This is a genomic window from Burkholderia sp. WSM2230 (assembly GCF_000472445.1).
Taxonomy (GTDB): domain Bacteria; phylum Pseudomonadota; class Gammaproteobacteria; order Burkholderiales; family Burkholderiaceae; genus Paraburkholderia.
In genome coordinates this window covers 97,174-118,992 of record NZ_AXAJ01000013.1, presented here as the reverse complement: position 1 = coordinate 118,992, position 21,819 = coordinate 97,174, and the positions used below count along the sequence as shown (strand labels likewise).

The following is a 21,819-nucleotide window of genomic DNA, read 5'->3' as shown; positions in this document are numbered from 1 at the left end:
GCTTAAACCCAGCGGCTTAAACGCAGCGGCTTGGAAAGCGAGCAGCCTCAAAAGACAGGCCTCGAAAAACCGCCCTAGCACCCACCCAGCAATGCCGCCTTCTGCGGCGCGCGCGCAGCCGGCTGCCCGGTCGCCGCATGTTCGATGATGCCGCCGCCCAGGCACACGTCGCCATCGTAGAGCACGGCGGATTGCCCCGGTGTGACGGCCCATTGAGCGTCGTCGAAGGTAAGCTCGAAAAGGCCTTCGCCATTATTTGCCGCGTCGCTGCCGGTTCTGAACGTGCAGCGCGCGTCGGCCTGCCGGTAGCGGGTTTTCGCGCCGCAGGCGAAGCCTTCCGGCGGCGGCTCGCCCGCGACCCAGCTCGTGTTGCCCGCGCTCAGCGTATGACTCAGCAGCCACGGGTGGTCGTGGCCTTGCGCGACATACAGTGTGTTCGACGGTATGTCCTTACCCGCCACGAACCACGGCTCGCCGCTGCCGTCCTTGCTGCCGCCAAGGCCAATGCCCTTGCGCTGCCCGAACGTGTAGAACGCGAGGCCGATGTGCTCGCCGACCACTTTGCCGTCGGTGGTCTTCATCGGGCCGGGCTTCGTCGGTAAATAGCGGTTCAGAAAGTCGCGAAACGGCCGTTCTCCGATAAAGCAGATGCCGGTCGAATCCTTCTTCTTCGCATTGGGCAACGCGATCTGCTCGGCGATCTCGCGCACTTTGGTTTTGGGAATCTCGCCCAGCGGAAACAGCGTCTTCGACAACTGCGCCTGATTCAAGCGATGCAGAAAGTAGGATTGATCCTTCGTATGGTCGAACGCTTTCAGCAGTTCGAAGCGGCCATTGTTCTCGCGCACGCGCGCATAGTGGCCGGTTGCGATGGTTTCGGCGCCGAGCGACATCGCGTGGTCGAGGAAAGCCTTGAACTTGATCTCGGCGTTGCACAGCACGTCCGGGTTCGGCGTGCGGCCCGCCGAATATTCGCGCAGGAATTCAGCGAACACGCGGTCCTTGTATTCGGACGCGAAGTTGACCGCTTCCACGTCGATTCCGATCAGGTCCGCCACCGACACCACGTCGATCCAGTCCTGGCGCGTCGAGCAGTATTCGCTGTCGTCGTCGTCTTCCCAGTTTTTCATGAACAGGCCGACCACGTCGTAGCCCTGTTCCTTGAGCAGCCACGCGGTGACCGACGAATCGACGCCGCCCGACATGCCTACTACGACTTTCTGCTTGCTCATAAGATGCTCACTGGGTACTGCATGACTTCATGGATCGTGGGTCGCGGTCGCCGCGACGCTTATCTTTTCGGCCCGACCGAATGCGTGTGCACGAAGTCGAGCGGGAAACGCCGGCCCGCGAGGTAGTCGTCGATACATTGCATGACGAGCGGCGTGCGGTGCCGTTCCGGGCAGGCGCGCAGCTCGTTTGCGCTCATCCACAAGGTCCGGACGATATCCGGGTCGAGCGCGCGTGCCGCCTCGGGTTCGCCGCCGGCGCCGCAATAGGTGAACCGCAAATAGGTGACGCCCGCGCTTTTCGGCCGCTCGAAATGCGTCATGTACATGCCGACCAGCGACTCGGGCGTGAACGGATGGGCGGTTTCCTCGAGCGTTTCGCGGATCACCGCTTCCAGCAGCGTTTCGCCGGCTTCCAGATGGCCGGCCGGCTGGTTCAGGCGCAGCCCGGCGGCCGTATGCTCCTCGACCATGAGAAAGCGCCCGTCACGCTCGACGATGGCCGCGACGGTCACGTGCGGCAGCCAGGTTTCCGGTTTCATGGGTGCGCATTTTACCGTTTATGTCCGCGAACTGCCGGGAAGCGGGCGACCGGCTGCGGGCGTCCGGGCTGCGGGCGTCCGGCTGCGGGCGACCCGGCTGCAGGCCAAAGGCTGCGGCAACCGGCAGCAGCGACCCGACTGCGCGCGGCCAACTTCGTATGGCCGCCTCGGGGCCGCATGCTCCGTCGGCAACCCCGGATTGTCCCCGATTTCTGCCGACCCCCAGGTTTCGGGTAAAGTGAGGCGTTAGCCGTTGCACTTGCAAGCCGGCGTGCCTCGTCGGCCGATCTGTCGTCAAACAGTAAGTCGAGGAGGAACAACGATGCACATCGGAGTGCCAGCCGAGACGCGCGCGCACGAAACCCGCGTCGCCGCGACGCCCGAGACCGTCAAGAAGTACGTGGCTTCTGGCCATCGGGTCACCATCCAGAGCGGCGCCGGCGCCGGCGCGAGCTTTCCTGACGACGCCCTTGCCGCAGCCGGCGCGGAAATCGTCGATGCGGCCACCGCTTTCGGCGCTGACCTCGTCCTCAAAGTCCAGTCTCCAACCGAAGCCGAACTGCCGCTCTTAAAACGCGGCGCAGTGCTGATCGGCATGCTCGATCCGTTTAACGCCGAGAATGCGCAGAAGCTGGCGGCGGCCGGTGTCACCGCCTTCGCACTCGAAGCCGCGCCGCGCACCACGCGAGCGCAAAGCCTCGACGTGCTGTCTTCCCAGGCCAACATCGCCGGATATAAGGCCGTGCTGCTTGCCGCGACGCTTTACCCGCGCTTCATGCCGATGCTGATGACTGCCGCGGGCACGGTGAAAGCCGCGCGCGTGCTGATTCTCGGCGCCGGCGTGGCGGGCCTGCAGGCAATCGCGACCGCCAAGCGCCTTGGCGCCGTGATCGAGGCATCCGACGTGCGTCCGGCCGTGAAAGAGCAGATCGAATCGCTCGGCGCGAAGTTTCTCGATGTCCCCTACGAAACCGATGAAGAGCGCGAAGCCGCGCAAGGCGTGGGCGGCTATGCGCGGCCCATGCCGCCGTCGTGGCTGACGCGGCAGTCGGCGCTCGTGCACGAACGCGCGAAGCAGGCCGACGTGGTGATCTCCACGGCGCTGATTCCGGGCCGCGCGGCGCCCACGCTGCTTTCGGTCGAAACCGTGCAGGCCATGAAACCCGGCTCCGTGCTGGTCGACCTCGCGGCCGGCCGCGGCGCGGAATACGAAGGCCGGCGCGGCGGCAACTGTCCGCTCACCGAAGCGGACAAGGTGGTCGTCAGGCACGGCGTGACGATAGTCGGCTACACGAATCTCGCCTCGATGGTGCCCGCGGACGCGTCCTCGCTCTACGCGCGCAACCTGCTCGACTTCCTGAAGCTGATCGTCACGAAGGAAGGCGCGCTCAACATCGACCTCGCCGACGACATTGTCGCGGCCACGCTGCTCACCCGCGACGGCGAAGTCGCGCGCAAGGCATAAAAGCGAATTCACCTGGAGAAACGGCGATGGAAGTGCTCAACCACACCGTCATCAACCTGATTATTTTCGTGCTGGCGATTTATGTCGGCTATCACGTGGTCTGGAACGTCACGCCCGCGCTGCATACGCCGCTCATGGCCGTGACCAACGCGATCTCGGCGATTGTGATTGTCGGCGCGATGCTCGCCACCGGTCTCACGCTCGGCACGCCCGGCAAGTTCTTCGGCACGCTCGCCGTCGCGCTGGCGGCGGTGAACGTGTTCGGCGGCTTTCTCGTCACGCGGCGAATGCTCGAAATGTTCCGCAAGAAAGAGCCGAAAAAATTGATTGCCGACAAGAGCAAGGAGAACGCGTAATGAGCCTGAACGTCGTCACGCTGCTTTATCTGGTCGCGTCGGTCTGCTTCATTCAGGCGCTCAAAGGGCTGTCGAATCCGAAGACCGCGCGCATCGGCAACACGTTCGGCATGGTCGGGATGGCGATTGCGATTCTCACGACCATCGCGCTGATCGCGAAACAGGCGAACACGCTCGGTTCGAATCTCGCGCTCGGGCTCGGTCTGCTGCTGGTCGCGCTGATTGTCGGCGGGGCGATCGGCGCGTTTGTCGCCGCGCGCGTCGAGATGACGAAGATGCCGGAGCTTGTTGCGGCCATGCACTCGCTGATCGGTCTTGCTGCCGTCTGCATCGCGTACGCGGTGGTGTCGGAGCCGGCGGCATTTGGCCTGATCGATCCGGAGAATCCGGTGCCGGGCTTTTTGCCTTACGGCAATCGCGTGGAGCTCTTTATCGGCACGTTCGTCGGCGCAATTACTTTTAGCGGTTCGGTGATCGCGTTCGGCAAGCTCTCGGGCAAGTACAAGTTCCGGCTTTTCCAGGGCGCGCCGGTTGTCTACGCAGGCCAGCATCTGATCAACCTGATGCTTGCCGTCGCGATGCTATGCTTCGGCGTCATCTTCTTTTTCACGCAGTCGTGGCTGCCGTTCATCATCATGACGGCAATCGCGTTCGTGCTTGGCGTGCTGATCATCATTCCGATTGGCGGCGCGGACATGCCGGTGGTCGTCTCCATGCTCAATTCGTACTCGGGCTGGGCGGCGGCGGGCATCGGCTTCTCGCTGAACAATCCGATGCTGATCATCGCGGGGTCGCTTGTGGGTTCGTCGGGCGCGATTCTGTCGTACATCATGTGCCGGGCGATGAACCGCTCTTTCTTCAACGTGATTCTCGGCGGCTTCGGCAACGAGCCGGGCGCGGCGGCCGCGGGCGGCGCGGCCGAGCAGCGTCCGGTGAAATCCGGTTCGGCGGACGACGCTTCGTTCATGCTCGGCAACGCTGAGACGGTCGTGATCGTGCCGGGCTACGGCCTTGCCGTGGCGCGCGCGCAGCATGCGCTGAAGGAGCTGACCGACAAGCTCGTCGAGAAGGGTATCGAGGTGAAGTACGCGATTCACCCGGTGGCCGGACGCATGCCGGGCCACATGAACGTGTTGCTCGCCGAGGCCGAGGTGCCGTACGACATGGTGTTCGAGATGGAGGACATCAACGGCGAATTCGGTCAGGTCGATGTAGTGCTGGTGCTCGGCGCGAACGACGTGGTCAATCCGGCCGCGAAGAACGATCCGAAGTCGCCGATTGCCGGCATGCCGATCATCGAGGCGTACAAGGCGCGCACGGTGATCGTCAACAAGCGCTCAATGGCGGCGGGCTACGCGGGTCTGGACAACGATCTCTTCTACATGGACAAGACGATGATGGTGTTCGGCGACGCGAAGAAGGTGATCGAGGACATGGTGAAGTCGGTCGAATAAGGCAAATGACATCGCGTGGCGCGCGAGCGCGCCGCGCGGTCTTCACTTGGGCTTGGCGTTCACGTGCCGCAACAGGTCCGCGAGCCGCCGGCCTTCCTGATCCGGATACTGCTCGCGCACTTCCAGCTGCTGAATTTTTTCGAGTCCGAAATTGCGGAAGTCGCTGCGCAGTTCACACCACGCGCCGAGCGTCCAACGCGCGCCCCAATAAGCGAGTGCCAGCGGCCACACGCGCCGCTCGGTCGCCGCGCCGTTGGCATCCGTGTACGCAAAGCTCACTACATGCCGCGTGTCGATCGCGCGATGCAGCGTGTCGAGCTGCGTCGAAAAATCGCTTCTGATGTGAAACGACGGCGCGAAGATCGCGAGCCTTTCGAGCGATGCGCGTTTGTCCGCGGGCATCGCCGAGGCGATCTTGGCGAGCGCGCCGCGCGCGCCGGCCGCAAAGCCGGCGCCGCCCCACGATTCGAGCATGCGGGCGCCGGCGGCGAGCGCGGCGAGTTCGTCGGCGGTGAAGGTGAGCGGCGGCAGGCTCGCCGCACGGCTCAGCCGGTAGCCGATGCCGGCCTCACCCTCGATCGGCACGCCCGATAACTGCAGATCGCGCACGTCGCGATAAACGGTGCGCAGTGAGATGTTGAGCCAGTCGGCGAGTTGTTGCGCGGTGGTCAGGCGCCGGCCGCGCAGCAGTTCGGCGATCTGGAACAGGCGGTCGGCGCGGCGCGTCATCGTGGGCGTCTTGTAGAAAAGGACAGGGACAGTCCCGCGATGATAGCGCCCCATGCCGCGCTCCGGTCAGCGTTCGGGCGGCGGGCGCATGAGTCTCTCTCGCGCGCCGCACTGCTCGCGCGATGCCCGCTTCACGCTTAGCCGTTGGTCCGCGAGTGCAGGCCGAGGCGGTTGCCTTCGCTGTCGATGAAAAACGCGATATAGCCGATGTCTTGCGGCAGCTTGATGACCGGCCCGTCGGTCTTGCCGCCGGCTTCTTCGATGCGGGCGAGCGCGGCGTCCACGGTCGGCTGCGCGTTCAGGTAGACGAGCACGCCGTCGCCGTTCGGGGTCATCGACGGGCTGTGGACGATCGCACCGCCGGTTGCCGGTTCTTCGTAGCCGAACACGGCAATCGGCTGGCCGCCTATGTCCTGGCGATTCAGTTTGACGTCGAGCGCGGCTTCATAGAAGCGGACGGCGCGATCGAAATTGACGGCAGGGATTTCGAACCATGCAACAACTTTGGACGATGCGGACATGACACTCTCCTGTGGACGGCGGATAAGCCGGATGAATTGCCGGATGGCGTGAGGAGGAGTGTGCGGGGGGGCTGCTGACAGCGTGGTGTCAGTAGGGTGGAGCCGAGCGACAGGCGGCGCGGATCCCGGCGAAAAAAACTGCGGGACGGGGTCCGCGGTTTCGGCATGCCAGGCGCGACATGCGACACGCGACACGCGAGCGCACCGGCCAAACATGGCCGCACGGCCCGCGTCCGCGCGAGATCAACCCGCCGGGGTCTCACCCTGTGGCCGCTGCCGTACGCTGCCCGCGATCAGATCGAAGCGGAACAGCCGGCATTCGAGCGCGCCGTTAAAGAGCGGCGTTTTGGTCGATTCGCGCAGGCGCAGCTGGCCCGGCAGCTTGCGATCCGACGTGAGTATGAACGCGTGCCAGCCCGTGAAGCGCTGCTTGAGCGCGTCGCCGAGCGACTGGAAAAACTCGCTGTCGGGCGTTTCTTCCTGGGCGCGGCGAAAGCTGTCGTCCTCGCGATTGTCGCGATTGCGTCCCTCGCGAATTTCGCCGCGCGCGTTGCGCCCGCGAACTTCGATCCGCTCGCCGTACGGCGGATTCGCCACCAGAATGCCCGGCTCGGAACTGGGCGGCGTCATGCCGCGGGCGTCGACCTGTTTGAGCGGAATGGACGGCAAGCCCGCGCGATTGAAGTTGGCGCGCGCCTTGTCCAGCATGTCGCCGGAAATGTCGCTGCCGAAAATCTGCAGATCGGCGCGCGAGCTGCGGGCGGCGTGTTTGGCCTCGAGCGCGGCGGCCTTCAGTGTTTGCCAGGTTTTGCTGTCGTACTGCTTGAGCTTTTCGAAGCCGAAGCGTCGCTCGGCGCCGGGCGCAATGTTCAGCGCGACTTGCGCGGCTTCGGCGAGGAATGTGCCGCTGCCGCACATAGGATCGTACAGCGGCGTGCCGGCGCTCCAGCCGGTCAGACGCAGAATGCCGGCCGCGAGATTTTCGCGCAGCGGCGCCGCGCCCTTGTCGAGGCGCCAGCCGCGCTTGAAGAGCGGGTCGCCGGAAGTGTCGAGATAAAGCGTGCAGTCGGTCGCGGTTAGAAACGCGAACACACGGACATCGGGCATGCCGGTGTCGATGCTCGGACGCGCGCCGCTCACTTCGCGCAGACGGTCGCAGATCGCGTCCTTCACGCGCAGCGTGGTGAATTCGAGGCTGCGCAGCGGCGACTTGATCGCGGTGACGTCCACGCGCAGCGTTTCGTTTGCCGAGAACCACTGCTCCCAACGTTGCTCGACGGCGAGCGCGTAGATGTCCTGCTCGCTGCGATACGGACGATGCGCGATTTTCAGCAGCACGCGGCTCGCGATGCGCGAGTGCAGATTAGCCGCCATGCCGGCTGCCCAGCCGCCGCGGAAATGCACGCCGCCCGGCACTTGCGAGCCGGACGCGAAGGGCGCGCCAGGCAGATGCTTTGCGGCGATTTCGGCGAGTTCGGACGCGAGCGAGGCTTCAAGGCCGCGCGGGCAGGGGAGGAAGAAATCAAAGGACATGGGTGGGGCGAGCCGGTGGGCGGTGGGTAAGGGCGTATTGTACGCGGTCGCGGCGAGCGGCTTTTTGCATGCGGAGGGCAGGCCGTTTTTTGTTCGAGAACCGAAAAACCGCCGCGAGGGAAAGCCCTACCCGGCAGCCACCGATCCCGCCGACATGTCCGCCGGACAAGCCGGCACCGCCGCACGAACGACCCGCTTGCCGCCTTGCGACGCGGAAGGAGCGGAAGCCGCAGTAGCCGAAGCCGCAGTAGCCGAAGCCGCAGGAGAAGCCGCCGCCATTGCCTGCACCGCCGCCGCCACCTGCGCCGAAATCCGCTGCAAAGCCCGCCGATGTCCATCGACAAGCGAGTCATACCCACTGCCGACAGACTCGCTGACAACACTCCTGCAAGTCATCACAGCCGTGTTGCGCACCGCCCTCACGCTCCACACCGCATCGATCAGCGCATGCGAGCCGGGCCACGATTCAAACCGCTGCACATTCATGCTCACGCGATACACCGGCGTCGTATCGGAATAAGCGGTGCCGTACACGTCGATCGTATTGAGCTGCTGCGTGAGACTCGTCGACAGCGCCCGGCGCAATTCATCGCCGGGCAACGACGCCCAGCGCTCCTGCTCCAGCACCTTCACTTGCGTCGGTCCGCTTTGCACGACCAGTTGGGTCTTCGCGACTTGCGGCGGCACGTCGATCGGCGCGACTTCAATGAGCCAGGCAGGCGACGTGGCCGCGGAGGTCCGTACGCCCGACGCGGCTGCGGCTGCCGTTGCAGGACCGCTCACGTCACCCAATGTGTAGAAGCGGCTCGTCGGCGACGCGCACGCCGCGAGCGCAAGCGCAGCGGCGAGCGCGCCGCCACCAAGAGCGCCGCGCGCGCGCGTGCGCGGCCGGCTGAGGAGTCGAGGGAACATCATGGCTTATCTCCTGCTTTACCGCGCAACAACGATTCCGGGTGGCGCTCCAGATAATCGGACAGCGCATTGAGCGACTGCAGCGTGCGCGTCAATTCCTGCAACGCCTGATGCACGTCCGACTGCAACGGCGAGTCCTGCTGCAGGGTCGCCTCGGCCGAGAAGAAGGTCTGCTTCGCGGCGGCGAGCGTGTCGCGGGCCTGCGGCACGACTTCCGAATCCAGCCGCTTGAACAGCTGGTCGGCGTTCTTCAGCGCGCTGTTCAGGTTGTTGCCGATCTGGTCGAACGGCACCTTGTCGAGCTTCTTCGCGATGTCGGCGACCTGCAACTGCAGTTCGTCGAGCGTGTTCGGAATGGTCGGCAATTCGAGCGGATCGCTGGCAACGTCGACGGTAGCGGGAGGCGCCTTCGGGAAGATGTCCAGCGCCACGTACAACTGGCTCGTGATCAGATTGCCGGTGCGCAACTGGCCGCGCAGACCGTGCTTGACCAGTTGTTGCAGCATGTTCTGCCCGGCAAGGCTGCCCGGCGCGGGCGCGGTTTCGCGGAAGCGTCTGCCAAGGCGGTCGGGATAAACGTTCATGGTCACCGGCATCGTGAAGCTGCGCGTCTTCGGATCGTAGTCGATGCCGATGTTTGTCACCTGGCCGAGCACGATGCCGCGGAAATCGACCGGCGCGCCGACCGACAGGCCGCGCAGCGACTGGTTGAAGTTCATCACGACGCGCAACGGCACGCCGTCCGGTTCGCGCATCGCGTCGGCTTCGTCGGAACCCAGCCGGAACGTCATGTTGTTCGGCGCCTGCGCGCCCACGCCCTGTCCCGGCGGCGACTGGAACGACAGACCGCCGACGATCACCGTCGCGAGCGATTGGGTGTTCAGCTTGAAGCCGCTGGAATCGAGCCGCAAATCCACGCCGCTTGCATGCCACCAGCGCGAATTCGTGCCGACGTACTGGTCGAACGGCGCGGACACGAACACCTGCATGGTCACGCCGGTGCCGTCCTTATCGAGCGAGAAACCGACCACCTGGCCGACCTGCACGCGGCGATAAAAAATCGGCGAGCCGATGTCGATCGAGCCGAGCGAATCGCCGTGCAGGATGAACTGGTGGCCCTTCTGGTCGCCGGTTACCGGCGGCGGCGTCTCGAGCCCGACGAAGTCCTTCTCGCTGTCCGGCGAATGGCCGGCGTCAGCGCCGATATAGGCGCCCGACAGCAGCGTGGTGAGACCCGACACGCCGCTCGCGCCCACGCGCGGCCGCACGACCCAGAAGCGCGAATCCTTGACCGCGAAGTCTTCGCCTTCCTTCGTCAACTGCACTTGCACGAGCACGTGCGACAGGTCTTTCGACAACTTGATGGACTTGACGGCGCCCACGTCGACGTCCTTGTACTTGACCTTTGTCTTGCCGGGCTCGAGCCCTTCCGCGCTGATGAAACTGATGCTGATGGTCGGGCCTTTTTCCGTTACCGACTTGATGACGAGCGCAACGCCGATCAGCGCGGCAATCAGCGGAATCACCCAGACGAGCGACGGCAGCCAGCGGCTGCGCGGTTCGATGTCGGGGTCGGGCAGTTGGGGCGGTAGCCTGGGTCCGTTCGAATCGTTGCGCGGCGCATCGGAGGCGGGCGTCGGTTCTTGCGGGCTAGTCATGTTCGAGATCCTGAGGTTTTTGAGTACTGCCGTCCACGTCGTCCCAGATGAGCCGTGGATCGAATTGCATGGATGCCATCATCGTCAGGATCACCACCGAGCCGAACGCAATCGCGCCCGGGCCGGCCGTGATCACGGCAAGCGACTTGAAGCGCACCAGCGCGACTGTCAGCGTGACGACGAACACGTCGAGCATCGACCAGCGGCCAATGCGTTCGACCATCCGGTACAGCGTGGTGCGCTGCTGCGGCCGCCAGCGCGAGCGGCGCTGCGCGGTAATGGTGAGCAGCGCGAGCACGGTGAGCTTGAGCATCGGCACCATGATGCTGGCGATGAACACGATCACCGCGAGCGGCCAGTCGCCGGATGTCCAGAAGTAGACGACGCCGCTCATGATGGTGTCGTCCTCCGAACCGACCAGCGACGACGTGTGCATGACCGGCAACAAATTTGCCGGAATATACAGCAAGGCCGCGGCGATCAGCAGCGCCCACGTGCGCATCAGGCTGTCAGGATTGCGCGAATGCAGGCGCGCGCCGCACCGTCCGCAGTGTTGCGGCGTGACCGAGCGGATGCGCGGCTCGACGCGCCCGCACGCGTGGCAGGCGAGCAGCCCGGCCCGTTTCGCGGTGACGTATTTCATTGCGCGGGCCTTCCTCGATCGGGCGCCGGCGGGGTGCCGGCGCTTGTGCCGGGCTGGCCGCCCGCGCCCTCGTCGGGTTGCGGCAGCGGCGCAGCGGGCGGGCCGGCCAGCGAGCCGAGCGCGGCCGCCGCGCTGTCGGCCGAGGTGCGCGGCAAGGGCCGCTGGCGGCGCGCGCCGAGTTCGTCGGCGAGGTCCCACAGAATGCGCGGATCGAACGTGACGACCACGGCGAACATGAGCGTCAGCGCGCCGAACGCGAACAGCGCCGCCTCCGGAATCACGCGCGCGAGACTGACCATCTTCACGATGGTGATGAGCACGCCCAGCATGAACACTTCGATCATGCCCCAGGGCCGCACAAACTGGATCGCGCGCAATACGCGGTTAAAGCCGGCCGGCACATAGCCTGCGCGCAGCGGCACGAGCACGTAGAGCAGCGCGACGAGTTCGGTGAGCGGAAACAGAATGGTCGAGCAGAACACCATGACGGCGACGATCTGCATGTTCTCGTTCCACAGTGCGACGAGCGCGCCGAACAGCGTGGTTTGCGAGGTAATGCCATTGGTTTCGAGTTCGACGATGGGAAATCCCTGCGCGATCAGAAACGTGATCAGCGCGGCAAGCGTCATAGCGCTGATGCCCTCGAGCTTGCGCGACACGCCGCTGTAGAGCGTCGCGCCGCAGCGCGGACAGCGGGCGACCCTGCGCCCGACAAGCCGTGGCTTGCGGAACAGCGTATCGCATTCATGGCACGCGATCAGGTTGTCATGTTCCATACGGCAGGGGCCAACGATAGGTGAGAAAGCGTGCAATGCCGGTCGCGATGTGGGTCGATCTTGCAGGGTTGTAAAAAAATGTGCAGCAATAGTACCAAAAGGCGTTGCAGTGCCGCATTGGCGCACAGCGCCGGCCATTCACTCGTTCTGACAGCCTCCGTCCCCAATTGTTCAGCAGCGCGGCCGGCTGCACGCCGATTTGCCTTTCGGTAAATTGCTCGTGATCGCAGCCGGCTTTTTCCGCTTCGGGTAGCATGGCGGCCTGGCGCGTCTCGAAGCCTGCGACGCCAGGCGATCTGCCGACGAACTTTGTATCGACGGGGGAATAGCCGGGCGTGCCGCGCCGTTAACCTCTCTTAGCAAGCGTTGACCTGTCATGGCACACAATCCTTCATTCGGTGGCTCGGAGTCGTACACTCGGACCGCCATTGCCTTTCATTGGCTGATCGCATTGCTGATTGTTTGCGGCTTTGCGCTCGGCTGGGTGATGACCGACATCCCCGGCTTCACGCCCACCAAGCTGCGCTATTTTTCGTGGCACAAATGGATCGGCGTGACCGTGTTCGCGCTGGCTGTCCTGCGCATTCTGTGGCGCGCCACGCACGGCGCGCCGGCAATGCCGCGCCGCATGCCCGCGTGGCAGCGCGGCGCCGCGCATCTCGTGCATCTGCTGCTGTATGCGCTGATGGTCGCCATTCCCGTCTCCGGTTATCTGTATAGCTCGGCGGCGAACGTGCCGGTCGTCTATCTCGGGCTGATTCCGCTGCCGCGGCTGATCGCGCCGGACCCGCATCTGAAGGAACTGCTCAAGAGCGTCCATATCGCGTTGAACTACACGTTGCTGGTGCTGGTCGGGCTGCACGTGGCGGCGGCGCTCAAGCATCAGTGGCTGGACCGCGACGGCCTGCTGTCGCGCATGCTTCCCTTCCTCAAATAAGGACAACCATGAAGGTCTCGTTTTATCGCTACATGCTGGCTGCATTCGCCGCTGCCTCGCTGAGCGCAGCCGGCGCCGCGCTTGCCCAGGTCGACACCGCCAAAAGCTCGGTGACGGCTACGTCGAAGCAGATGAACGTGCCCGTCGAAGGCAAGTTCGGCAAATTCACCGCGCAGGTCAAGTTCGATCCGGCCAAGCCAGCCGAAGGCAGCGCGCAGCTGAACATCGACGTGTCGAGCTACGATCTCGGCGACGAAACCTATAACGACCAGGTGCGCGGCAAGGAATGGTTCGACGCGAAGAGCTATCCGAGCGCGAGCTTCGTTTCGAGCGCTATTGCGCCGGCCGGCGGCAATCAGTACAAGGTGACGGGCAAACTGACCATCAAGGGCAAATCGCAGACGGTGGTGGTGCCTGTCACCGTGACGCAGCAAGGCTCGACGCAGACGTTCGACGGTTCATTGCCGATCAAACGCTCGCAGTTCGATATTGGCACCGGCGAGTGGAAAGACACGTCCGTGGTTGCTGATGAGGTCGTCATCAAGTTTCATATCGTAGCCGCACGCAAGTGAGTTGGACTGCGCGTACAAGTGCAGCCGTTTTTACCTGACTGGGAGCATGACTTGAAGACATCCATGTTGATCGCCGCCGGCGCGTTGGCCTCCTGCGTTTCGCTTGGCGCATTCGCCGCCGACACTTATCAGCTCGACCCCACGCACACCTATCCGAGCTTCGAGGCGGACCACTTCGGCGGTCTGTCTGTGTGGCGTGGCAAGTTCACCAAAAGCTCGGGCACGGTCACGCTCGACCGCGCGGCCAAAACCGGCACGGTCGAGGTCGACGTCGACGCCGCTTCGATCTCGACCGGAAACGGCAAGCTCGACGACCATCTGAAACAGGCGGAATTCTTCGACGTCGCGAAGTTTCCCACCGCGACGTACAAAGGCACGTCAATCAGGTTCGACGGCGACAAGCCGGCTGAAGTGGTCGGCAGCCTGACGCTGCATGGCGTGACGAAGCCGCTCAATCTGAAGGTCGAGTCGTTCAAGTGCATGCCGCACCCGATGCTCAAGCGCGAAGTGTGCGGCGTCGAGGCGAGCGCCCAGTTCAGCCGCGCCGACTACGGCATGGATTTCGGCACCAAATATGGTTTCAGCATGGAAACCAAGCTGCATATTCAGGCTGAAGGCATCAAGCAGTAAATCCCGCCGTGCGCACAGGCGCTTCTCGATGGTGTCGACGCCGCGGTTGCGGCGCAGCCAAACCGGAGGCGCCGGTTGCGTCGCTCGCCTCATTGCTTCTCCGGCCGCTTCGCTCGCTTTCGCGACGAAGCGGTTTTTTCATGGCGTTGCGGGGAAAGAACGAGGCGCGAGAGTGGATGCGCAAAGGCTGCAGGCCTTATACGAGGCGGCTGCGTAATTTCGCGCTCGCTTCGGTTTAATTTTTCAGGTACATAAAGCGTTGCACCCGCATTGGTTGTGCGCGCATCCAATACGGCGAAATCGGGCCTGAACCCGCATCTATAAGATTCGCGCGACATGGAGATCTGCATGAACGCAACGACAGCAGCAAGCCTTGCGGGAAGCCGGAGAAATTCGTGGCGGGCGGTGATTGCCGCGTCCATCGGCAACGCGCTCGAATGGTTCGATCTCGTCGTCTACGGCTTTTTTGCGGTGGTGATCGCGAAGCTGTTTTTTCCAGCCGGCAACGACACCGTGTCGCTGCTCCTGACCCTCGGCACGTTCGGCGTATCGTTCTTCATGCGGCCGCTCGGCGCTGTTGTGATTGGCGCGTACGCGGACCGCGCCGGACGCAAGGCGGCGCTCACGCTGTCAATTTTGCTGATGATGGGCGGCACGCTGATCATCGCGGTTTTGCCGACCTACCGGAGCATCGGCCTCGCGGCGCCGCTGATTCTGGTGCTTGCGCGTTTGATGCAAGGTTTCTCGGCCGGCGGCGAATTCGGCAGCGCAACGGCTTTCCTCGCGGAACATGTGCCGGGCCGGCGCGGTTTTTTCGCGAGCTGGCAGGTGGCAAGCCAGGGGCTCACAACGCTGCTCGCGGCGGCCTTCGGCGTGGTGCTGACCGGCAGTCTGACGCCGGAGCAGATGTCGTCCTGGGGATGGCGCGTGCCGTTCTTCTTCGGGCTGCTGATCGGGCCGGTTGCCTGGTACATCCGCACGAAGCTCGACGAAACGCCCGAGTTTCTCGCCGCGGAAACTACGACCACGCCGCTGCGCGACACGTTCGCGAGCCAGAAGCTGCGGCTCGTGATCGCGATCGGCACGGTGGTGCTCGGCACGGTATCCACTTACCTTGTGCTGTTCATGCCGACCTTCGGCGTAAAGCAACTGGGGCTTGCGCCTTCGGTCGCGTTCTCGGCTATCGCGCTGACCGGGCTTATCCAGATGGTGTTCGCGCCGCTCGTCGGGCACCTGTCGGATCGCCATGGACGCACCACCATCATGCTGATCGCCGGACTGCTGCTGCTCGTGCTGATTTACCCGGCGTTCGTCTATCTGGTCGCGCATCCGACCTTCGGCACGCTGATCGCGCTGCAAGTCGTGCTCGGCTTTCTGATGACCGGCTATTTCGCGGCGCTGCCGGGTTTACTCTCGGAGATGTTCCCGGTGCAGACACGCACGACCGGCATGTCGCTCGCGTATAACATCGCGGTGACTGTGTTCGGCGGGTTCGGGCCGTTCATCATTGCCTGGTTGATCAGCTTTACGGGCTCCAAGGCTGCGCCGAGTTACTACCTGATTTTCGCCGCGCTTCTCAGCGTGGCGGCGTTGGTGGCGGCAAGACGGAAGTTGGGGTTCCGGTAGGCGGGCAGGGACGCTAATGCCAAAAACGAAAAGGCCGGTTCAACCCGAACCGGCCTCTTTCATTGCGACACTCAATTGCGGCTTTCAAGCGCCCTTAGCAAGCGCCCTTAGCAAGCGCCGTCATCAAGCGCGCTCAGACCTGCGCGCCCGCGTTCGGATCGTTCGGATCGACGCGTTCCTTCTTGTCCTTCAACAGATCTTCGCGCTTCACGCCGAACCACATGGCGAGCGCCGCGGCGACGAACACCGACGAGTAGATACCGAACAGAATACCGACCGTCAGCGCGAGGGCGAAGTAGTGCAGCGTCGGACCGCCGAACAGGAACATTGACAGCACCATCATCTGCGTACAGCCGTGCGTGATGATGGTTCGCGACATGGTGCTGGTGATCGCGTGGTTGATGACTTCGATCACCGTCATCTTGCGTTCGCGGCGGAAGGTCTCGCGAATCCGGTCAAAAATAACCACCGACTCGTTCACCGAATAGCCGAGCACCGCAAGCACCGCGGCGAGCACCGACAGCGAGAACTCCCACTGGAAGAACGCGAAAAAGCCAAGAATGATCACCACGTCGTGCAAGTTCGCGATCACGCCTGCCACTGCGTACTTCCATTCGAAGCGGAACGACAGATAGATCACGATGCCGACCACCACGCAGGCGAGCGCGAGCAGCCCGTCGGTGGCGAGTTCCTTGCCGACCTGCGGGCCGACGAACTCGACGCGCTGCAACTGCACCTGCGGCGTGTCGGTTTTCAGCGCGCTCATCACCTGATCGCTCTGCTGCGCGGAGGTCAGGCCCTGCTTGAGCGGCAGACGGATCAGCACGTCGCGCGAGGTGCCGAAGTTCTGCACCTGCGCGTCGGCGTAGCCGAGCTTGTTCAGCGTGCCGCGCACCGGATCAAGCGGCGCTGCGCCCGGATACTGCACTTCGATCACCGTGCCGCCGGTGAATTCCACCGACAGATGCAGCCCGCGGTGCAAGAGAAAAAACACGGCAGCGAGGAACGTCAGCAGCGAAATGGCGTTGAAGATCAACGCACGCTGCATGAACGGAATGTCTTTGCGAAAGCGGAAAAATTCCATGATCTGTTCTCCGGGACTCAGCGGGATGAACCCGGTTTCTGCGACGCACCCGGCGTGCCGGGTGCGTTGCGGCGACGCACGGTCGGCTTGCCCGCGCGCGATTGGGCGGCCGCGGCCGGCGCTTTCGGCTTCGCAGCCGCTGCGCTTGCCGCGCGCATGGCTTGCGCGGTGTCGGTGGCGTCGTCGTTGTTGCCGAGGTAGGCAGCCGAGCCTGCGGGCGCCGTGTCCGGGCGCCACACCTGGCCGATTGCCAGCGTCTTCAGCTTCTTCTTGCCGCCGTACCAGAGGTTGACGATACCGCGCGAGAAGAACACCGCAGAGAACATCGACGTGAGAATGCCGATACAGTGCACGATCGCAAAGCCGCGCACCGGCCCGGAGCCGAACGCGAGAAGCGCGACACCCGCAATCAGCGTAGTGACGTTCGAGTCGAGAATCGTCGCCCATGCGTGCGCGTAGCCGTTCTGGATGGCCAGTTGCGGCGGCGCGCCGTTGCGCAGTTCTTCACGCACGCGTTCGTTGATCAGCACGTTGGCGTCGATCGCCATACCGAGCGCGAGCGCGATAGCGGCGATGCCCGGCAACGTGAGCGTGGCCTGCAGCATGGACAGCACTGCGATCAGCAGCAGCAGGTTCACGGACAGGCCGATCATCGAGATCACGCCGAACAGCATGTAGTACGCGATCATGAAGACGGCGATAGCCGCGAAACCCCACACGACCGAGTGGAAGCCCTTCTTGATGTTGTCGGCGCCAAGGCTCGGACCGATCGTGCGTTCCTCGATGATCTCCATCGGCGCCGCGAGCGAACCGGCGCGCAACAGCAGCGCGAGGTCGGCGGCGGCCTGCGGCGTCGGCTGCCCAGTGATCTGGAAGCGGTCGCCCAGTTCCGACTGGATGGTCGCGACCGTCAGCACCTCGCCCTTGCCCTTTTCGAACAGCACCATGGCCATCGGCTTGCCGATGTTGTCGCGCGACACGCTGCGCACCGCGCGTCCGCCGGCCGAGTCGAGGCGAATGTTGACGGATGGGCGCTGATGTTCGTCGAAGCCCGCCGACGCGTCGATAATCCGGTCGCCAGTGAAGATGATCTGCTTTCTCAGCAACACCGGCGTCTGATTGCCTTGCGTGAACAGCTCGTCGCCCGGCGGAACCGGATCGGACGGATTCGGATGCGTGTTGACCGGATCGGCGAGACGCGCTTCGAGCGTCGCCGTGCGGCCGATGATGTCTTTCGCCTTCGCCGTGTCCTGCACGCCCGGCAGTTCGACCACGATACGGTCGGAGCCTTGCTGCTGGATCACGGGCTCGGCCACGCCGAGTTCGTTCACACGATTATGCAGCGTCGTGATGTTCTGCTTGAGCGCGGCGTCCTGCACGGCTTTTTGCACCGTCGGCGTGAAGGTGCCGACGAGCTGCACGGAGCCGTCAGGACCGTTCTGCGACGCCCATTGCAACTCGCCGATGCTGCGGCCCAGTTGCTTCGCCGCCGCGTCCGCTGTCGCCTGGTCGGCGAAATTGATCACCACCGTCTGGTTGACGCGGTTCACGCCGCCGTCGCGGATATTGTTGTCGCGCAGGAGCGTGCGCGCGTCGGAAGCGTCGGAGTCGAGCTTCTTGTTCAGCGCGCCCGCCATGTCGACCTGCAGCAGGAAGTGCACACCGCCGCGCAAGTCGAGGCCGAGGTACATGGGCAGCGCGTGCAGCGCGGTCAGCCAGCGCGGCGACGCGCTTTGCAGGTTCAGCGCAACGACGAACTGCGGATCGCTCGGATCGCTGTTCAGCGACTTCTGCAGCAGGTCTTTCACGCGCAGCTGCGTGTCCGTGTCGACGAGGCGCACGCGAATGTTCGCGTTGGTCGCCGAGTTGTCGAACGTGACGTCTTCCGGCTTGATCTGATTGGCTGCGAGCGCGCCTTCGACCGCCGACAGCGTGGTCGAGTCGAGCTTGACCGTTGCCTTGCCGCTCGACACCTGCACCGCCGGCGCTTCGCCGAACAGGTTGGGCAGCGTGTACACGAGGCCGATGACAAGAGCCACCAGCATCACGGCATATTTCCAGAGGGGGTAACGATTCATGAGTAGTCCAACGGGAGGTTGGCTTGAAAGCGATGCGCCCGGCGATGAGCGCTGGCGATCCGCGGCAGGTTTGCATGGATCGCCGGCGAGGCCGCGCCGGACGCGAGAGCAGGCCTTACAGCGACTTGATCGTGCCCTTCGGGAGAATCGTCGTGATCGACGCTTTCTGCACGGTGATTTCCGTACCTTCCGAGATTTCGACGCCGACGTAAGCCTCGCCCACCTTGGTCACCTTGCCGACGATGCCGCCATTCGTCACCACTTCGTCGCCCTTGGCCATTGCGGCGAGCATGTTGCGATGTTCCTTCTGGCGCTTCATTTGCGGGCGAATCATGATGAAGTACAGCACGCCGAACATCAGGATCAGCGGCAGGAAGCTCATCAGATTCGACTCAACGCCACCTGCTGCGGTGCCTTGGGCGAAGGCATTGGAAATGAACGACACGTTGGTCTCTCCGTTATAGATCAATTCAATCAAAAAAATCAGCCGGTTATTCTACCACCGGCATCGCGCGCGTCGGCGCGGCGATTCGGCTTTGCGATCAACCGCTTAAAGCCGTTTTTCGCCGTCCGCGAAAGTGGATTGTAAGGTTTTCCGCAAGCCGCTGACGGATTGATTCGCTTGATCCGACAGCGTTTGCCGTCACGGCGCGTCGTCGATGCCGCGTGCGCGGTTCTCGTGAAAGCGCTTGCGGAACGGTTCGAACGTTTTTGCGTCGATCGCGTCGCGCATTTCCTGCATGAGTTCGAGGTAGTAGTGCAGGTTGTGAATCGTATTCAGCTGCGCGCCCAGAATTTCCCCGACGCGATGCAGATGATGCAGATATCCGCGGCTGAAATTTCGGCATGTGTAGCAGCCGCATTGCTCGTCGAGCGGGCGCAACGAATTCTTGTGCGTGGCATTGCGGATCTTGATGTCGCCAAAGCGCGTGAAGAGCCAGCCGTTGCGCGCGTTGCGGGTCGGCATCACGCAGTCGAACATGTCGACGCCGGCCGCGACGCCCGCCACCAGATCTTCCGGCGTGCCGACGCCCATCAGGTAATGCGGCTTGCTGGCCGGCAGCTTCGGGCCGATATGGTTGAGCACGCGCATCATGTCTTCTTTCGGCTCGCCGACCGACAGCCCGCCGATGGCCAGGCCGTGAAAATCCTTCTCGGCGAGGCCCGCGAGCGACTCGTCGCGCAGGTCCTCGAACATGCCGCCCTGGACGATGCCGAACAGCGCATTCGGGTTGCCGAGCCGGCGGAATTCGTCGATCGAGCGTTGCGCCCAGCGCATCGACATACGCATCGAGTCGGCCGCTTCCTCATGGGACGTCGGCACGTCGTTGGTCGCGTAGGGCGTGCATTCGTCGAACTGCATGACGATGTCCGAATTCAGCACTTTCTGAATCTGCATCGACACTTCCGGTGACAGAAACAGCTTGTCGCCGTTGATCGGCGACGCGAACGTCACGCCGTCTTCAGTGATCTTGCGCAGGTCGCCGAGCGAGAACACCTGAAAGCCGCCGGAGTCGGTCAGGATCGGCTTTTTCCAGCCCATGAAGCCATGCAGGCCGCCGTGCGCGGCGATGGTTTCGAGCCCCGGGCGCAGCCACAGGTGAAACGTATTGCCGAGGATGATCTGTGCGTGCATTTCCTCGAGCTCGCGCGGCTGCACCGCTTTCACGGTGCCATAGGTGCCGACCGGCATGAAGATCGGCGTTTCGACCACGCCGTGATTCAGCGTGACGCGGCCGCGGCGCGCCTCACCGTCTGTGCCGAGCAGTTCGAATTTAAGGCCGTCGGCGGGTTGTTGTAGTGGATGACCGGTGGTCATTGAGATAACTCCAAAAGCAACCGGAAGACAGTCCGGCGCGATAAGAAAACACCGCCGCGAATGTTCGCGGCGGCCTCGAAGAACTACGAAAACAGGAAGCCGTGCGTCAGATCAACCGTCGCGCCGTGTCAGCAGCATTGCGTCGCCATAGCTGAAAAAACGATAGCGTTGCTCGATTGCATGACGATACGCGGCGCGGATCGTCTCCACGCCAGCAAACGCCGACACGAGCATCAGCAGTGTCGACTTCGGCAGATGAAAATTCGTCACCAGCCGGTCGACCACGCGGAAGCGATAGCCGGGGGTGATGAAAATATCGGTTTCCGTGCTCGCGGCGGCAAGCGGCCTGCCGGCGGCTTCCGCGTCGCGTGCGGCGGCTTCGAGCGCGCGCATCGACGTGGTGCCCACCGCGATCACCCGGTTGCCGCGCGCCTTGGTCGCGGCGATCTTGTCGGCGAGCGATTGCGGCAGGTGATACCACTCGCGGTGCATCTTATGCTCGGCCAGGTTCTCGACGCGCACAGGCTGGAACGTGCCTGCGCCGACGTGCAGCGTGAGCGTCGCGCGTTCCACGCCGCGAGCGTCGAGCCGCTCGAACAGCGCGTCGTCGAAATGCAGGCCCGCCGTGGGCGCCGCGACCGCGCCGGGATTTTGCGCGTACACGGTCTGATAGCGGGTTTCGTCGACGGCGTCGGGGTCGTGCTCGATGTAGGGCGGCAACGGCAAGCGCCCGTACTGCTCGATGAGCGTCAGGCAGTCGGCGGGGAAGTGCAGCGTGTAGAACGGTTCGACGCGCTCGCCGACGGTCACGTCGAACGCTTCGGCCAGACGGATCGTGGTGCCCGGCTGCGGGCTCTTGCTCGCGCGAATCTGCGCGAGGGCCGTGCGCTCGCCGGTCAGGCGCTCTACCAGCACTTCGATCTTGCCGCCACTGGCCTTCTGGCCGAGGAAGCGCGCCTTCAGGACTTTGGTATCGTTGAAGACCAGCAGATCGCCGGCGCAAATGCATTCGGGCAACTCGGAGAAGCGGCGGTCGGTGAGACGCGCGGCGCGATCGGCGTCGGCCGCGTTGTCGACCTCGAGCAGGCGGCTCGCGCTGCGCTCGGGCAGCGCGACTTGCGCGATCAGCTCGGGCGGCAGATCGAAATCGAAATCGGAAAGCGTAAACATGCGAACCACTGGAAGCGAATGGAGACTGAATTGAGCCGAAGCCTCGGCCGGGCGGCTATGATTGCGGGACGCCGCGGCGCCCCGC

21 protein-coding genes are annotated in these 21,819 nt (G+C 63.9%); 7 read left to right on the top strand and 14 right to left on the bottom strand.

Going from position 1 to position 21,819, the window contains the following annotated elements; all coding sequences use genetic code 11:
- Positions 1 to 74: 74 nt before the first annotated feature.
- Together mnmA and A3AC_RS0122675 are read right to left on the bottom strand one after the other, a co-directional pair.
- A complete protein-coding gene (gene mnmA / locus A3AC_RS0122680; protein WP_025601636.1) occupies positions 75 to 1,232 on the bottom strand; it encodes a tRNA 2-thiouridine(34) synthase MnmA in 1,158 nt (385 codons plus the stop codon).
- A 59-nt stretch (positions 1,233 to 1,291) separates the two neighbouring features.
- Positions 1,292 to 1,771 (bottom strand): NUDIX hydrolase, encoded by a 480-nt coding sequence (locus A3AC_RS0122675; RefSeq protein ID WP_025601634.1) that lies wholly within the window; start codon positions 1,769 to 1,771, stop codon positions 1,292 to 1,294.
- Between the two features lie 322 nt (positions 1,772 to 2,093).
- Between A3AC_RS0122675 and A3AC_RS0122670 the strand changes: the two genes are divergently transcribed.
- From A3AC_RS0122670 to A3AC_RS0122660, 3 genes are read left to right on the top strand one after another with little or no spacing between them, the layout of a single operon-like run.
- On the top strand, positions 2,094 to 3,236 hold the full coding sequence (locus A3AC_RS0122670; RefSeq protein WP_025601632.1) for a Re/Si-specific NAD(P)(+) transhydrogenase subunit alpha: 1,143 nt from the start codon (positions 2,094 to 2,096) through the stop codon (positions 3,234 to 3,236).
- Between the two features lie 26 nt (positions 3,237 to 3,262).
- Positions 3,263 to 3,592 carry an NAD(P) transhydrogenase subunit alpha gene (locus tag A3AC_RS0122665; protein ID WP_006047931.1) on the top strand — a complete coding sequence of 110 codons (330 nt, stop codon included), beginning with the start codon at positions 3,263 to 3,265 and terminating at the stop codon, positions 3,590 to 3,592.
- Positions 3,592 to 5,046: an NAD(P)(+) transhydrogenase (Re/Si-specific) subunit beta gene (locus A3AC_RS0122660; protein WP_025601630.1), complete on the top strand. Its 1,455-nt coding sequence runs from the start codon at positions 3,592 to 3,594 to the stop codon at positions 5,044 to 5,046. Before A3AC_RS0122665 ends, A3AC_RS0122660 begins: the two co-directional genes overlap by 1 nt.
- A 42-nt stretch (positions 5,047 to 5,088) precedes the next feature.
- On the opposite strand, the gene A3AC_RS0122655 is transcribed toward A3AC_RS0122660, so the two are convergent.
- From A3AC_RS0122655 to A3AC_RS0122625, 7 genes are all read right to left on the bottom strand, one after another.
- Positions 5,089 to 5,829 (bottom strand): helix-turn-helix transcriptional regulator, encoded by a 741-nt coding sequence (locus A3AC_RS0122655; protein WP_025601628.1) that lies wholly within the window; start codon positions 5,827 to 5,829, stop codon positions 5,089 to 5,091.
- 83 nt (positions 5,830 to 5,912) lie between these two features.
- Positions 5,913 to 6,296, bottom strand: coding sequence for a VOC family protein (locus A3AC_RS0122650; RefSeq protein WP_025601626.1), 384 nt, complete (start codon positions 6,294 to 6,296; stop codon positions 5,913 to 5,915).
- A 243-nt stretch (positions 6,297 to 6,539) separates the two neighbouring features.
- Complete coding sequence (locus tag A3AC_RS0122645) at positions 6,540 to 7,829, bottom strand: THUMP domain-containing class I SAM-dependent RNA methyltransferase (RefSeq protein WP_025601624.1); 1,290 nt, start codon at positions 7,827 to 7,829, stop codon at positions 6,540 to 6,542.
- A 126-nt stretch (positions 7,830 to 7,955) separates the two neighbouring features.
- Positions 7,956 to 8,744, bottom strand: a complete 789-nt coding sequence (locus A3AC_RS0122640; RefSeq protein ID WP_025601622.1) for a PqiC family protein — start codon at positions 8,742 to 8,744, stop codon at positions 7,956 to 7,958.
- Positions 8,741 to 10,399, bottom strand: a complete 1,659-nt coding sequence (locus A3AC_RS0122635) for a PqiB family protein (protein WP_025601620.1) — start codon at positions 10,397 to 10,399, stop codon at positions 8,741 to 8,743. Before A3AC_RS0122635 ends, A3AC_RS0122640 begins: the two co-directional genes overlap by 4 nt.
- Positions 10,392 to 11,042 (bottom strand): paraquat-inducible protein A, encoded by a 651-nt coding sequence (locus A3AC_RS0122630; protein WP_025601619.1) that lies wholly within the window; start codon positions 11,040 to 11,042, stop codon positions 10,392 to 10,394. The genes A3AC_RS0122635 and A3AC_RS0122630 overlap by 8 nt, the downstream gene beginning before the upstream one ends.
- Complete coding sequence (locus tag A3AC_RS0122625; RefSeq protein ID WP_025601617.1) at positions 11,039 to 11,818, bottom strand: paraquat-inducible protein A; 780 nt, start codon at positions 11,816 to 11,818, stop codon at positions 11,039 to 11,041. The genes A3AC_RS0122630 and A3AC_RS0122625 overlap by 4 nt, the downstream gene beginning before the upstream one ends.
- A 376-nt stretch (positions 11,819 to 12,194) precedes the next feature.
- Between A3AC_RS0122625 and A3AC_RS0122620 the strand changes: the two genes are divergently transcribed.
- The 4 genes from A3AC_RS0122620 to A3AC_RS0122605 all read left to right on the top strand — a co-directional run bounded on the left by A3AC_RS0122620 (position 12,195) and on the right by A3AC_RS0122605 (position 15,583).
- Positions 12,195 to 12,755, top strand: coding sequence for a cytochrome b (locus A3AC_RS0122620; protein WP_025601615.1), 561 nt, complete (start codon positions 12,195 to 12,197; stop codon positions 12,753 to 12,755).
- An 8-nt stretch (positions 12,756 to 12,763) separates the two neighbouring features.
- Positions 12,764 to 13,327, top strand: coding sequence for a YceI family protein (locus A3AC_RS0122615; RefSeq protein WP_025601613.1), 564 nt, complete (start codon positions 12,764 to 12,766; stop codon positions 13,325 to 13,327).
- A 63-nt stretch (positions 13,328 to 13,390) separates the two neighbouring features.
- The gene (locus A3AC_RS0122610; RefSeq protein WP_025601611.1) at positions 13,391 to 13,957 is read left to right on the top strand and encodes a YceI family protein; all 567 of its coding nucleotides are present in this window, start codon (positions 13,391 to 13,393) and stop codon (positions 13,955 to 13,957) included.
- A gap of 348 nt (positions 13,958 to 14,305) precedes the next feature.
- A complete protein-coding gene (locus A3AC_RS0122605) occupies positions 14,306 to 15,583 on the top strand; it encodes an MFS transporter (protein ID WP_025601609.1) in 1,278 nt (425 codons plus the stop codon).
- 133 nt (positions 15,584 to 15,716) lie between these two features.
- On the opposite strand, the gene secF is transcribed toward A3AC_RS0122605, so the two are convergent.
- The 5 genes from secF to queA all read right to left on the bottom strand — a co-directional run bounded on the left by secF (position 15,717) and on the right by queA (position 21,734).
- Complete coding sequence (gene secF / locus A3AC_RS0122600) at positions 15,717 to 16,667, bottom strand: protein translocase subunit SecF (protein WP_025601608.1); 951 nt, start codon at positions 16,665 to 16,667, stop codon at positions 15,717 to 15,719.
- A gap of 17 nt (positions 16,668 to 16,684) precedes the next feature.
- The gene (gene secD, locus A3AC_RS0122595) at positions 16,685 to 18,745 is read right to left on the bottom strand and encodes a protein translocase subunit SecD (RefSeq protein ID WP_025601607.1); all 2,061 of its coding nucleotides are present in this window, start codon (positions 18,743 to 18,745) and stop codon (positions 16,685 to 16,687) included.
- Between the two features lie 115 nt (positions 18,746 to 18,860).
- Positions 18,861 to 19,190: a preprotein translocase subunit YajC gene (yajC, locus tag A3AC_RS0122590; protein WP_013338069.1), complete on the bottom strand. Its 330-nt coding sequence runs from the start codon at positions 19,188 to 19,190 to the stop codon at positions 18,861 to 18,863.
- A gap of 198 nt (positions 19,191 to 19,388) precedes the next feature.
- Positions 19,389 to 20,564 (bottom strand): tRNA guanosine(34) transglycosylase Tgt, encoded by a 1,176-nt coding sequence (gene tgt / locus A3AC_RS0122585; protein ID WP_025601604.1) that lies wholly within the window; start codon positions 20,562 to 20,564, stop codon positions 19,389 to 19,391.
- Between the two features lie 111 nt (positions 20,565 to 20,675).
- Positions 20,676 to 21,734, bottom strand: a complete 1,059-nt coding sequence (gene queA / locus A3AC_RS0122580) for a tRNA preQ1(34) S-adenosylmethionine ribosyltransferase-isomerase QueA (RefSeq protein ID WP_025601602.1) — start codon at positions 21,732 to 21,734, stop codon at positions 20,676 to 20,678.
- Between the last annotated feature and the right edge of the window lie 85 nt (positions 21,735 to 21,819).